Here is a 13,310-nt window from a genome sequence, read left to right as displayed (position 1 = left end):
CGTTCCGCCGGGTGACGGCGGCGCGGGTACGTGACCCGCGCCGACGCAACGGCCACGGTCGCCGGGCCGGCGCCGGCCGTCCCCACGCTCACGGCACGGCCCCGTCCCGCCGGGTCACCGGGGCACAGGTACGCCGTCCGCATCCACTCCATGGCCGCGTTCCGCCACGTCATCGGGGCGCAGCCACGCCGTCCGCGATCACTCTGCGGCCGCGTTCGCCCCGTCACCGCCGAGCCGGTCGCCATGCCAGGGCACGGCCGCGTTCCGCCGGGGTCCTGGCAGCGCGAGTACGCCGAGTCGCACCCACTGGGCGGCCGGTTCCGGCCAGGACACCGCCGCCGAGGCATGCCGACCCGCGTGGGCGGCACGCCGGTTGCGGCCAGGAGACGGCGGCAAGGCAGCCGAACCCGTGCTTTCCGCACGGCCGGATGATTCGGCGACGCCTGGACTCAGCGTCTCGCGACCGCTGTGCGGCCGAACTCAGTGCCCGTGCCCACGCCGCGTCCGGGCTCAGCGCCGTGGGCTCACTCCGCGGCCGGGCTTGGCGCTTCGCCCCCACGCCACGCCCGGGCTCAGCACCCCGTGCCCACTGTGCGGCCTGACCCGGCGCCGCACCCACACTCCGCAGGCGGGCTCAGCGCCTCGCGCCCACGTCCGCGACACAGCCCGGTCTCGGCGCAGGCTCAGTCTCCGCGCAGACTCGCCTCCGCGACCCGACCCGGTCTCCGCGCGACCCGACCCGACCCGTCCCGACCCGGTCTCCGCGCGTCCCGACCCGGTCTCCACGACCCGACCCGGTCTCCGCGCCCGCGCTCAGCGCCGGCGGTCCGGCTCAGCGGCGCGTCAGGGTGCCGTCCACGGTGAACAGTTTCTCCTCCACGTGGTCCAAGGCCAGCCGCAGCGCCCCCGTGGCCACCGCCGCCTCGCCCAGGACCGACAGTGCCACCCGGGGCGGACGCAGGCAGTAGCGGGCCAGTTCGCGGCGCAGTGGCTCCAGGACACCGTCCAGACCGGCCGCCCAGCCGCCGATCACCACCAGCTCCGGATCCAGCGCCAGCACCAGCGCGGCCACGTCGTGCACCAGCCGCTGGATGAACCGCTCGACGGCCGCCCGCGCACGCAGATCACCGCCGCGCGCCAGCGCGAACACCTCGGCGACCGCCTGCTCGTCCAGCGGGTGCAGCGGCTCGTCGGTGGTGGACAGCAGCGCCTCCGGCGTCGCCTCCCGGCCCAGCAGATGCAGCGCGCCGATCTCCCCGGCCGCCCCGCCGTAGCCCCGGTGCAGCCGCCCGCCGATCAGCGAACCGGCCCCGGGACTCAGCCCGGCCAGCACGAACACCACGTCGTCCGTCTCGGCCGCCGCCCCCTTCCAGTGCTCCGCGAGCACCGCCGCGTTGGCGTCGTTCTCCACCAGCACCGGGCAGCGGAAGGACCGGCCGAGCCGCTCGCCGAGCCGCAGCCCCGTCCACCCGGGCAACGCCGTGCCCAGTCGTACCGTGCCGTCCGCCTCCACGATGCCCGGCGTGCCCACGCCCACCGCGCGCAGCGAACCGCGCGCGACCCCGGCCCGGCGCAGCAGCTCGGCGACCGCGCCGCGCAGCCGGTCGAGCCGCTCGTCCGCAGGGGCGCCCGCGCCGACCTCCTTGGCCTGCGCGCCCAGCACCCGCCCGTCCAGGTCGGACAGCAGCGCGGCGACCCGGTGCGGCCCGATCTCCAGGCCCAGCAGATGCCCCGCCTCGGCCCGGAACCGGAACCGCCGCGCGGGCCGCCCCTGCCGGCGCGCACCCCCCTCGTCGGCGGCCGTCTCCACCACGAGACCGGCCTCTATGAGCCCCTCCACGACGCCCTCGACGGTCGGCCGGGACAGTCCGGTGACCCGGGTGACCTCGGTGAGCGTCGCGCAGTCCGTGGCACGCAGCGCGTGCAGCACCACCGCGGAATTGATCCTTCGCAGCAGCGAGGGATCGCCGCCGGTCAGCTGCCCCACCGTCCGTCCTCCCAGCTAGCGGGCGTGTTGGCCGGATCGTACTCGGCCGGGGGCACCCCGGCGAGTGCCGGGTTCCGCGCGCGGTCGCGGCCCGCTCAGCCCGGCTCCACGAACCCCGACTCGTAGGCCGCGATCACCGCCTGCGTGCGGTCGCGCGCACCGAGCTTGGCCAGGACGGCGCTCACATGCGACTTCACCGTCTCCGCGCTCACCACCAGCCGGGCGGCGATCTCCGCGTTCGACAGCCCGCGTGCCATCTGCCGCAGCACCTCCGCCTCCCGCTCGGTCAGCCGGGCCCGCTCCAGCGCGGCCCGCGCCGGCCGCCCGCCGTCGCCGTACCGGGCGGCGAGCCGCCGTACGGAGGCCGGGAACAGCAGGGAGTCGCCCGCCGCGACCAGCCGCACCGCGTGCACGATCTCGGCCGGGCGGGCCCGCTTCAGCAGGAACCCGTCGGCACCCGCGCGCAGCGCCTCGTACACGAACTCGTCGTCCTCGAAGGTGGTCACGACCAGGATCTTCGGCGGGCCGGGCACCGTGCGCAGCACCGCGCGCGTGGCCTCGATGCCGTCCATCAGCGGCATCCGGACGTCCATCGCGACGACGTCGGGGCGCAGTCGGCGGACCAGCGGGATGACGGCCGCGCCGTCGGCGGCCTCGCCCACCACCTCGATGTCGGGCTGCGCCTCCAGCACGGCCCGCAGACCCGCGCGGACCAGGGGTTCGTCGTCGACGAGCAGGACGGTGACCGGCATCCGGCCAGCCTAGATCACCCGACCGGCAGCTCCGCCCGCACCCGCCAGTCGCCCTCCTGAGGGCCGGTGACGGCGGAGCCGCCGAGCAGTGCCGCCCGCTCCCGTATGCCGCGCAGGCCGCTGCCCCGCCCGGGGCCGGGTATCGCGCCCGGCAGCGGATTGCGCACCTCCAGGGCGAGCGTGCCGCCGGTGACCGCGACCCGGACCCGCACCGGCACCGGACCCGCGTGCCGCAGCGCGTTGGTGAGGGCCTCCTGGAGGATGCGGTAGCCCTCGCGGGACACCGGTCCCGGCACGGCCTCCACCGGCCCCGTCACCTCGGCGTCGACCTTCGCGCCCGAGGCCCGCGCCGACTCCAGCAGCCGGCCGGCGTCCGCCAGCGTGGGCCGCGCGCTCAGTGGCCGCTCGGCCTCCCGCAGCACGCCCAGCACCCGCTCCAGGTCCTCCAGCGCGGCCCGGCCGGTGTCCTCGATGGCGGTCAGCGCCCGCTCGGTGAACTCCGGATCACCGGCCGCGCGCGCGGCGCCCGCCTGCACCACCGCCAGCGTCAGGGCGTGCCCGATCGAGTCGTGCAACTCCCGCGCGATCCGCGTGCGTTCCAGCAGCTGCTCGGTGCGCTGCTCCAGCGCGGCCAGCCGCTCGGCCGCCGACGGCCCGAGCAGCCGGCGCGCGGCGGCCGTGATCAGCTCGCCGAGCCCGACCGCCACACCGTAGAAGACGAGCAGCGGCAGCGGCGTCAGCAGGGCCAGCGCGCGGTGCGACGGCAGCCATTCCAGCAGCGGCAGCCCGGCCGGCGGCACGCCCCACGCGCACCGCGCCAGTTCGAAGGCGGTGCCGGGCAGCCACACGGAGGCGAACACGGTCGCGGCGCCGAGCACCATCCGCACCTCCAGCCACAGCACCGTACGCAGCCGGTCCCGCCAGCTCGCCGCCGGCGCCTCGGAGATGCCCGGGTCCGGCTCGCCGGGCGTGAGCATCAGCCGCGCCTGCACCCCCTCGCCCCGCCGCACGGCGGGCACCAGACCGAGCGGGAGGAGGAACAGGGCGGGCATCCACGGGGTCGACGGGTCGATGAAGAGCCAGACGCTGACCATCAGCATCGGCACCCACAGATGCAGCAGGCGCGTGTACGTCGTCGCGCTCAGCAACGGGCGGAGAAGGCGGGGCATGGCCACATCGTCGCAGCCGGCACTGACAACGGCCCTCCCCCGCACGGGGGAGACGGACCCCGCCGGCGGGGGAGGCCCCGCCCGCCGTGCTCCGCCAGGCTGGTGCCATGACCAGCATCGATGTTCGCGACCTCACCAAGGAGTACGGCGGCCGACGGGCCGTGGACGGCCTCACCTTCAGCGTCCGCCCCGGCCGGGTCACCGGCTTCCTCGGCCCCAACGGCGCGGGGAAGTCCACGACCTTCCGCCTCCTTCTGGGCCTCGACCGGCCCACCGCCGGCACCGCCACCATCGGCGGCGACGCCTACACCCGGCTCCGTGAGCCGCTGCGCCGGGTGGGCGCCCTGCTCGACGCCCGGGCCGCGCACGGCTCGCGCACCGCCCGCGGCCATCTGCTGGCCCTCGCCGCGAGCAACCGGATACCCGCCCGCCGGGTCGACACCGTGCTGGAGGAGACCGGCCTCGCCACCGTGGCCCGGCAGCGGGTGCGGACGTACTCCCTCGGCATGCGCCAGCGGCTCGGCATCGCCGCCGCCCTGCTCGGCGACCCCGAGGCGGTCCTGCTCGACGAACCCGCCAACGGCCTCGATCCCGAGGGCATCGTGTGGATCCGCACCCTGCTGCGCCGGCTCGCGGACGAGGGCCGTACGGTTCTGGTCTCCAGCCATCTCATGGGCGAGACGGCCGCGTTCGCCGACCACCTGCTGATCCTGGGCCGGGGCCGGCTCCTCGCCGACACACCGGTGAGGGACTTCATCCACACGCGCGTGCGGCCCCAGGTCCGCATCCGCACCACCGATCCCGCCGCCCTGGCCGAGCTGCTCGCCCGGCACGGCCACGACGCCTCCCGCGAGGAGGACGGGGCCTGGACCGTGCGGCACGCGCGCGTGGAGGACCTCGGCCGGCTGATGTCCGAGGCGGGCGTCCCCGTACTGGAACTCACCGCCCGGGAGGCCACCTTGGAGGAGGCGTACTTCGATCTGACCGCGTCCGAGGCCGAGTTCACCGCACCGCGCCAGGAGGTCTGACCATGCCGTTCATCCCCGTCCTCCACGCCGAGTGGATCAAGATCCGTACCCTGCGCTCCCAGCTGGGCGCCCTCGCCGCGGTCCTCGTCGCCACCGCCGGGTTCTCGACGCTCGCCGCGGCCGACGTCGACGACGCGGACCCGCTGTTCTCGGTGTTCTTCGGCATCAGCTTCGGGCAGATCGCCGCGATCGCCTTCGGTACGACGGCAGTCTCGACGGAGTTCCGGGGCGGCGCCCTGCGGCTGACGCTGGCCGCGGTGCCCGACCGGGGGCGCTGGTTCGCCGCGAAGGCGACGGCGATCGCCCTGCCGGCGCTGGCCGTCGGGCTGTGCACCGGATTCGTCTCGCTCCTGGTGGGCCGTGCGGTCCTCGGCGCGTCCGCGCCCGGCTGGGCCGAGGGGGTGCGCGGCGCGGTCGGCTGCGGTGTGCACCTGACGCTGATGGCCCTGTTCGCCGCCGGGGTGGCGGCCGTGCTGCGCAGCGGAGTCGCCACCCTCTCGGTGCTGATCCCGTTCCTGCTGATCGTGTCCTTCGTCGTCGGTGACCTGTCCGGCTCGGTCGCCGACTTCCTCCCCGACCGGGCCGGCCAAGTGGCTCTGCACAGCACCTGGGACGGCGCCCTCGGGCCGTGGAGCGGGCTCGGGGTGACCGCGCTGTGGACGGCCGCCGCCCTCGCGGCGGGCGCCTGGAGCGTGCGCCGCAGGGACGCCTGACGCCGGACCAATTGTCAGTGGTGCCCGCTTTACTGGACCGCATGGACATCGCGGAGTGCCTGACCCTCATCGAGCTGCTGTGCGCCCGGGAGTTCCCGGCGGTGCCCGGCAGGACGGAGCACGGCGAGAGCGGGCCCGGCTATCACCTGGCCGCCTTACAGACCAGCGAGGAGTTCTGGGAGGCCGACGGCGGCGAACGGGAGGAGACGGAGGCGCAGTACGAGGCCGACCGGGACGGCCTCGCCGAGCGGCTGGGCGAACGGTGGGGCAGTCCCCGGCACTTCAGCCTCTACAGCGTGTTCGAGCGGACCATGGCGGGCGAGGAGATCGCCGAACCCTGGGCCGGACTCAGCGGTCATGTCCCGGACGTCCTGCTGTGGCGGGCACCGGAGCCGGACCGCTGGGTCGCCCTCGGCATCTCCCAGTGGGACAAGGAGTTGCCCTTCCAGCTGCTCGGCATAGTGACGCAGACGGACCCGCCGTGAGACGGGTCCGGACCGAGACGGGCTGGGAGCGCTCCCAACCGCCGGTGCGGGACTCCGGTCCCGCCGGAGCCCCGCCGGGGGTCAGTTGGTGGGGAAGGAATCGGCGGTGCTGATGCGGCTCTTGATCAGCGCCCCGGACTCGGTCAGCACACCGCTGCTGCTGTAGTCGGTGCCGTCACAGGTGCCGGGCTTGAGCGCCGCGCTGCTCTCATCGGCGTCGGAGTAGGTCCAGTTCGCGTAGCTGATCTTCAGCTGGTCGAGCAGGTCCAGCCAGGCCGTGGTGCTGGACCGGTCCATCGTGCCGCCGCCGGTGGCGCTCACCGTGCCGAACTCGGTCACGAACAGCGGCAGTTTGGAGGCCGCCCGGCTCACCGTGGCCCGGTAGTTGTCCTTGTGGCTCGCGGCGTAGAAGTGGAACGTGTACATGATGTTGGTGGCGTTGACCGGGTTGTTGACGACCTCGGTCTCGTTGGAGCCGTCCGAGACGCCCAGCGAGGACCAGCCCCGGGTGCCGACGATGATCACGGCGTCCGGGTCGGCGGCCCGGATCACCGGGATGACCTGCTCGGCGTAGTTCTTGATGGCCGTCCAGCTCACGCCGTTGGGCTCGTTGGCGATCTCGTAGATCACGTTCTTCTTGGCGGCGTTGCGGGCGGCGACGGACGCGAAGAACGTCTTGGCGCGGTCCAGGTTGTAGTTGGGGTCGCCCGGCGTGAGGGTGTGGAAGTCGATCAGGGCGTACATGCCCCGGGCCTCGGCCATGTCGACGAGGCTGTTCACGCGGCTGGTGAAGCCCGCCGGGTCGGTCTCGTAACCGTCCTCCTGCACGTACATGGCGATGCGCAGCAGGTCCGACTTCCAGTCCTTCGCCAGCGCGTCCAGGGACGCGCTGTTGTAGCACTTGCTGAACCACTGGATGCCGTGCGTGCTCATGCCCCGCAGCTGGATGGGGCGGTTGTACTGGTTGCACAGGTTGACGCCGCAGACGTGCAGCTGACCGTTGACGCCCACGGGGGTGCCGGTGCCCGGGTCGGGGTCGGTGCCGGGCGGGGGCTCTTCGACGGAGCCGGTGCAGGCGACGCCGTTGAGCGTGAACGCCGAGGGCTTGGGGTTGGAGCCGGTGAAGGAGCCGACGAAGCCGAGGTCGGTCGACGCGCCGGTGGCCAGGGTGCGGTTCCAGTCGATGCCGGCGGCGCTGACCGTGGAACCGGACTGCGACCAGGTGGCGTTCCAGCCCTGGACGAGCTTCTGCCCGGAGTCGGGCAGCGTGAACTTCAGCGTCCATCCGGTGACGGGGGCGCCCAGGTTGGTGATCTTCACCCCGGCCTGGAAGCCGCCCTGCCACTGGCTGGTGACGGTGTAGTCCACCTTGCAGCCGGTGGCGGCGGCCGCCGGCTGCGGGCCGAGCAGTGCCGTGAGACCCACAGCCGTGGCGCAGGTCGCCAGCAGGGCCACAATGCGTTTCAAAGCGTTCCTCCTCGTGTGAAGCGGGAACAGCACGATGGGAGCGCTCCCAAAGCCCATCGGCCCGAGACCGTACACCGGTGGATCGAGGCGCGTACAGACGTACGACGGTGAACGCTGAGGGGCCCCGGATGATCGCTGCTCAGGGGCGGGCGCGCACAAAAGGCGCTACGGGGCCGTGCCCGGCCTTTCGGGCATCGTGCGCGGGTCAGCCGGGCCCGTCGGCCGCCTCGCGCAGCCGCCGGAACTCCTCCGCCATCGTGGCGGGGGTCCAGTGCGCGTTGAGCCCGCTGGGGTTGGGCAGGACCCAGATCCCGGTGTCGCCGATGGTCCGCTCCTGCGGGCCCACCTTCGCCGTACGGTCGCCGAAGGCGGCGCGGTAGGCGGTCACGCCGACGACGGCCAGCCACCGCGGCCGCAGCCGCGTCACCTTCCCGGCCAGCAGCCGCCCGCCCTCGACGTACTCCTCGGCGGTCAGCTCGTCCGCCCGCGCGGTCGCCCGGGCCACGACGTTGGTGATGCCGAGCCCGTAGGACAGCAGCTCGTGCTGCTCGGCCGGCCGCAGCAGCCGGGGCGTGAAACCGGACAGGTGCAGCACCGGCCAGAAACGGTTGCCGGGGCGGGCGAAGTGGTGGCCGGTCGCGGCCGACATCAGCCCCGGGTTGATGCCGCAGAACAGCACGCGGAGGCCGTCCGCGACCACGTCCGGGACGAGACGGTCGCGGGCGGCCTCCAGCTCCGCCCGGGTGAAGCGCGGGCTGCGGGGCGCGCGGGTCAGAGGATCGCTCCGGGGGTGTAGCCGGCCGCCTCCGGGCGCTGCTTCACGATCTCCTCGATCCGGGCGACGACCGCGCCGACCTGGTCGGCGGCGGCGCCGGTGAAGGACAGCTTGTCGGCCATCAGCGCGGCCAGCCGCTCCCGGTCGAGCGGCAGGCGCTCGTCGGCGGCGAGCTTGTCGAGCAGGTCGTTGCGCTCGGCACCCTGCTCGCGCATCGCCAGCGCGGTGGCGACCGCGTTCTCCTTGATCGCCTCGTGCGCGACCTCCCGGCCGACGCCGGCCCGCACCGCGCCCATCAGCACCTTGGTGGTCGCCAGGAACGGCAGGTAGCGGTCCAGTTCGCGGGCGATCACCGCGGGGAAGGCGCCGAACTCGTCGAGCACCGTCAGGAACGTCTCCAGCAGGCCGTCCAGGGCGAAGAAGGCGTCCGGCAGGGCGACCCGGCGCACCACCGAGCAGGACACGTCGCCCTCGTTCCACTGGTCGCCCGCCAGCTCGCCGGTCATCGAGGCGTAGCCGCGCAGGATCACCATCAGGCCGTTGACGCGCTCGCAGGAGCGGGTGTTCATCTTGTGCGGCATCGCCGAGGAGCCGACCTGGCCCGGCTTGAAGCCCTCGGTGACCAGCTCGTTGCCGGCCATCAGCCGGATGGTCTTGGCCAGCGAGGACGGGGCCGCCGCGAGCTGCACCAGCGTGGTGACGACCTCGTAGTCCAGCGAGCGCGGGTAGACCTGGCCGACGGAGGTGAAGGCCTGCGAGAAGCCGAGGTGGCCCGCGATGCGGTGCTCCAGCTCGGCGAGCTTGGCGGCGTCCCCGCCCAGCAGGTCCAGCATGTCCTGCGCGGTGCCCACCGGGCCCTTGATGCCGCGCAGCGGGTAGCGGCCGAGCAGCTCCTCGATACGGCCGTAGGCCACGAGCAGCTCGTCGGCGGCGGTCGCGAACCGCTTGCCGAGGGTGGTGGCCTGCGCGGCCACGTTGTGCGAGCGGCCGGCCATGACCAGCTCGGCGTACTCGCCGGCCAGCTTGCCCAGGCGCGCCAGCACCGCCACCGTACGGTCCCGCATCAGCTCCAGCGAGAGCCGGATCTGCAGCTGCTCGACGTTCTCCGTGAGGTCACGGGAGGTCATGCCCTTGTGCACGTGCTCGTGCCCGGCGAGGTCGTTGAACTCCTCGATCCGCGCCTTCACGTCGTGCCGGGTGACCTTCTCGCGCTCGGCGATCGAGGCCAGGTCGACGGTGTCCAGGACGCGTTCGTAGTCGGCGATGGCCTCGTCCGGCACCTCGATGCCGAGGTCCTTCTGGGCCCGCAGCACGGCGAGCCAGAGCCGGCGCTCCAGCCTCACCTTCTGCTCGGGCGACCAGAGCGTGGCGAGCTCGGCGGAGGCGTACCGTCCGGCGAGGACGTTCGGGATGCGGGGCTTGGCGGGCGCTGAAGTCACGTGTCCAGAGTCTACTGGCGATTAGTGCAGGCCAGCGCCATGCCCCCATTGGGCGGAAGCTACGAGACGCACGCCACTCGTGGCTAGGCCCCGGCTTCGTAGGGCAGCAGTTCCGGGCGCTTGGGCGGGCGGCCGTCGCCGGAGGAGCGGCCGGTGAGCCGGCGGCCTATCCACGGCAGCAGGTGCTGCCGGGCGAACCGTACGTCGGCGATCCGGCGCGTCACCCAGTCCGGCGGGGCCGTCGCCGCCATCGGCACGTGCCACCCGGTGTCCTCCGGCTCGTACCCGAGCGCCTGCCACACCGCCTCGGCGACCCGGCGGTGGCCCTCCGCCGTCAGGTGCAGCCGGTCCACGTCCCACAGCCGGGGGTCCGCCAGCGCGGGCGCGCCGTACAGGTCGACCACCACGGCGCCGTGCTTGGCGGCCAGCTCGTCCACGCAGGCGAACAGCTGCTCCATGCGCGGCCGGAACCGCTCCAGCACCGGGCCCTGGCGGCCGGGGCTGCGCATCAGCACCAGCCGCTCGCAGGAGGGCGCCAGCCGCTCCACGGCCTCGGTGAGCAGATCCCGGACCCGGACCATGTCGCACTTGGGGCGCAGGGTGTCGTTCAGGCCGCCGACCAGGGTGACGACGTCGGCCCGCATGGCCGCCGCCACCTCCACCTGCTCGTCGACGATCTGCCCGATCAGCTTCCCGCGGACGGCGAGGTTGGCGTAGCGGAACCCGGGCGTGCGGGCGGCCATCCGCGTGGCGAGGACGTCCGCCCAGCCCCGGTAGGAGCCGTCGGGCAGCAGGTCCGACATGCCCTCGGTGAAGGAGTCGCCGACGGCGACCAGGCTGGTGTACGCGGGAGTGGTGGGATTCGTCTGCATGGCGACAGCGATGGTATCCCGGCGCCATACCCGCCGGTCGGTCGCCCCGGATCCCCTGCCCACCCCCTCGCGTCACCCGGCCGCGGGCTGGCCGAACAGCTGCCGCAGCACGTCCTCCATGGTCACCAGGCCCGCCAGCCGTCCGTCCTCGCCGAGTACGGCGGCGAGGTGGGTGCGGCTGCCGCGCATCGCGGTGAGCACGTCGTCCAGCGGGGTGCTCTCCCGGACCCGGGCGATGGGCCGCATGTCCCGCAGCCGGAACGGCATGTCCCGGGGCGAGGCGTCCAGCGCGTCCTTCACGTGCAGATAGCCCACGATCCGGCGCCCGGTGTCGACCACCGGGAAACGGGAGAACCCGGACTCGGCCGACAGCCGCTCCACCTGCTCCGGGGTGACGCCGACGCGCGCGTAGACCACCCGGCGCAGGGGGACGACCACGTCCCGCACCGGCCGGCTGCCCAGCTCCAGGGCGTCGTGCAGGCGCTCCTGCGCCCGGTCGTCGATCAGGCCCGCCTGGCCTGCGTCCTTGACGATCTCGGCGAGTTCGGCGTCCGTGAAGGTGGCCGACACCTCGTCCTTGGCCTCCACCCGCAACAGCCTCAGCAGCCCGTTGGCGAACGCGTTGATCGCGAAGATCACCGGGCGCAGCGCCCGGGAGAGCGTGACCAGCGGCGGGCCGAGCAGCAGCGCGCTGCGCACCGGTTCGGCCAGCGCGATGTTCTTGGGGACCATCTCGCCGAGCAGCATGTGCAGATAGGTGGCGAGGGCCAGCGCGATCACGAAGGACACGGCGTGCCCCGCGCCCACCGGCACGCCCACCGCGTGGAACACCGGCTCCAGCAGGTGCGCGATCGCCGGTTCGGCGACCACGCCGAGCACCAGCGTGCACAGCGTGATGCCGAGCTGCGCGGCGGCCAGCAGCGCGGACACGTGCTCCAGGCCCCACAGCACGCTGCGGGCGCGGCGGTCGCCCTCCTGGGCCAGCGGCTCGATCTGGGAGCGGCGCACCGAGATCAGGGCGAACTCGGCGCCCACGAAGAAGGCGTTGACGACGAGGGTCGACAGGCCGATCAGCAGTTGTACGACGGTCATCGCGTCCCCTCCCGTGTCCCACGGGTCCCGTCGGCCCCGTGGCCGCGTCCGGTCCTGTCCCCCCTGGTCCCGGCGCCCCGCCCGGCCCCGCCGCGCTGCCGGGCCGCGTCGGGCCGTTCGTCGTCCAGGGGCGCGTGCAGCAGCAGCCGGGCGGCCCGGCGGCCGGAGGCGTCCACGACGTCGAGGCGCCAGCCGGCCACCTCGACGCTGTCGCCCGCGGCGGGTATCCGGCCCAGCTCGGTGGCGACCAGGCCGGCCAGTGTCTCGTACGGCCCCTCGGGCGCGCGCAGTCCCACGCGCGCGAGCTGGTCGGTGCGGACGGCGCCGTCCGCCGCGTACAGGGCGCGGCCCTCCTCGTCGGCGCCGGCCGGGGCGAGGTCGGCCGTCTCGTGCGGGTCGTGCTCGTCCCGCACCTCGCCGACGACCTCCTCCACGATGTCCTCCAGGGTGGCCACGCCGGCCGTGCCGCCGTACTCGTCGATGACGACGGCCATGGTGCGCCGGCCGCCGAGCCGGTCCAGCAGCCGGTCGACGGTCAGCGACTCGGGCACCAGCAGCGGCTCGCGCATGATCTGCGCGACCGTGCGGTGGCGCCGCCGGTCGGCGGGGACGGCCAGCACGTCCTTGATGTGGGCGGTGCCGACGACGGAGTCCAGGCTGCCCCGGTAGACCGGGAACCGGGACAGGCCGGTGGCCCGGGTGGCGTTGGCCACGTCCTCGCAGGTGGCCTGCATGTCCAGGGCGACGACCTGCACACGTGGCGTCATCACGTTCTCGGCCGTGAGGTCGGCCAGGTTCAGGGTGCGCACGAACAGCTCCGCGGTGTCCGCCTCCAGCGCGCCCTCCTTGGCGGAGTGCCGGGCGAGGGCGGCCAGCTCCTGCGGGCCGCGCGCGGAGGCCAGCTCCTCGGCCGGTTCGACGCCGAGCCGGCGCACGAAGTGGTTGGCCGTGTTGTTCAGGTGGGTGATGAAGGGCCGGAAGGCCGCGCTGAACCAGCGCTGGGCGTTGCCCACCCGCTTGGCCATGGCCAGCGGCGAGGAGATCGCCCAGTTCTTCGGCACCAGCTCGCCGACGACCATCAGGACGACCGTCGACAGGGCCGTGCCCAGCACCAGTGCGACCGAGGTCGCCGTGGTGCGGGACAGCCCCAGCGCCGTGAACGGCCCGGCGAGCAGCTTGGCGATCGAGGGCTCGGCGAGCATGCCGACCACCAGGTTGGTGACCGTGATGCCGAGCTGGGCGCCGGAGAGCTGGAACGTCAGGTTCCGTACGGCCTTCAGGGCGCCCGCGGCACCCCGCTCGCCACGGGCGGCGGCCCGCTCCAGCTCGCCGCGTTCCACCGTGGTCAGCGAGAACTCGGCCGCCACGAAGGCGCCGCAGGCCAGCGACAGCAGGATCGCCACCAGGAGGAGGAGCACTTCGGTCATCGGGTCACCCCCGTCCCAGGATCGGACAGGGTGGGGGAGTGCGCGCGGTGTCGCGGACTGGGAGGCTCGCCCATGGGCGGACGCTCACAACCTTTCATAGAGGG

12 protein-coding genes are annotated in these 13,310 nt (G+C 73.9%); 3 read left to right on the top strand and 9 right to left on the bottom strand.

The genetic code is table 11. From position 1 onward, the window contains the following. Positions 1-832 precede the first annotated feature (832 nt). The 3 genes from IE251_RS20895 to IE251_RS20885 form a co-directional block, all read right to left on the bottom strand. A complete protein-coding gene (locus IE251_RS20895) occupies positions 833-1,987 on the bottom strand; it encodes an ROK family transcriptional regulator (RefSeq protein ID WP_189754507.1) in 1,155 nt (384 codons plus the stop codon). Between the two features lie 95 nt (positions 1,988-2,082). Then, complete coding sequence (locus IE251_RS20890; protein ID WP_189754506.1) at positions 2,083-2,739, bottom strand: response regulator transcription factor; 657 nt, start codon at positions 2,737-2,739, stop codon at positions 2,083-2,085. A gap of 14 nt (positions 2,740-2,753) precedes the next feature. Further along, a complete protein-coding gene (locus IE251_RS20885) occupies positions 2,754-3,908 on the bottom strand; it encodes a sensor histidine kinase (protein ID WP_189754505.1) in 1,155 nt (384 codons plus the stop codon). 107 nt (positions 3,909-4,015) lie between these two features. Here IE251_RS20885 and IE251_RS20880 point away from each other — a divergent pair, with 107 nt between their 5' ends. The 3 genes from IE251_RS20880 to IE251_RS20870 are packed head-to-tail and all read left to right on the top strand — an operon-like array spanning position 4,016 to position 6,134. After that, positions 4,016-4,936: an ATP-binding cassette domain-containing protein gene (locus IE251_RS20880; RefSeq protein WP_189754504.1), complete on the top strand. Its 921-nt coding sequence runs from the start codon at positions 4,016-4,018 to the stop codon at positions 4,934-4,936. A 2-nt stretch (positions 4,937-4,938) separates the two neighbouring features. Further along, the gene (locus IE251_RS20875; protein ID WP_189754503.1) at positions 4,939-5,649 is read left to right on the top strand and encodes an ABC transporter permease; all 711 of its coding nucleotides are present in this window, start codon (positions 4,939-4,941) and stop codon (positions 5,647-5,649) included. A 41-nt stretch (positions 5,650-5,690) separates the two neighbouring features. Next, entirely contained in the window at positions 5,691-6,134 is a 444-nt protein-coding gene (locus tag IE251_RS20870) for a hypothetical protein (RefSeq protein ID WP_189754502.1), read from the top strand. An 81-nt stretch (positions 6,135-6,215) separates the two neighbouring features. Here IE251_RS20870 and IE251_RS20865 read toward each other — a convergent pair whose 3' ends face one another. The 6 genes from IE251_RS20865 to IE251_RS20840 form a co-directional block, all read right to left on the bottom strand. Then, a complete protein-coding gene (locus IE251_RS20865; RefSeq protein WP_200692275.1) occupies positions 6,216-7,601 on the bottom strand; it encodes a cellulase family glycosylhydrolase in 1,386 nt (461 codons plus the stop codon). A gap of 205 nt (positions 7,602-7,806) precedes the next feature. Continuing rightward, positions 7,807-8,301 carry a G/U mismatch-specific DNA glycosylase gene (mug, locus tag IE251_RS20860; RefSeq protein WP_268253338.1) on the bottom strand — a complete coding sequence of 165 codons (495 nt, stop codon included), beginning with the start codon at positions 8,299-8,301 and terminating at the stop codon, positions 7,807-7,809. Positions 8,302-8,372: 71 nt separating this feature from the next. Then, on the bottom strand, positions 8,373-9,815 hold the full coding sequence (purB, locus tag IE251_RS20855) for an adenylosuccinate lyase (RefSeq protein ID WP_189754500.1): 1,443 nt from the start codon (positions 9,813-9,815) through the stop codon (positions 8,373-8,375). A gap of 83 nt (positions 9,816-9,898) precedes the next feature. Then, the gene (locus tag IE251_RS20850; protein ID WP_189754499.1) at positions 9,899-10,687 is read right to left on the bottom strand and encodes an SGNH/GDSL hydrolase family protein; all 789 of its coding nucleotides are present in this window, start codon (positions 10,685-10,687) and stop codon (positions 9,899-9,901) included. Between the two features lie 72 nt (positions 10,688-10,759). Beyond that, complete coding sequence (locus tag IE251_RS20845; protein WP_189754498.1) at positions 10,760-11,779, bottom strand: hemolysin family protein; 1,020 nt, start codon at positions 11,777-11,779, stop codon at positions 10,760-10,762. After that, a complete protein-coding gene (locus tag IE251_RS20840) occupies positions 11,776-13,206 on the bottom strand; it encodes a hemolysin family protein (protein WP_229896866.1) in 1,431 nt (476 codons plus the stop codon). The genes IE251_RS20845 and IE251_RS20840 overlap by 4 nt, the downstream gene beginning before the upstream one ends. Between the last annotated feature and the right edge of the window lie 104 nt (positions 13,207-13,310).

Source organism: Streptomyces eurythermus (assembly GCF_014649115.1).
Taxonomy (GTDB): domain Bacteria; phylum Actinomycetota; class Actinomycetes; order Streptomycetales; family Streptomycetaceae; genus Streptomyces; species Streptomyces eurythermus.
The sequence above is the reverse complement of the archived record's forward strand: the minus strand, read 5'-3'. Positions and strand labels throughout refer to the sequence as shown.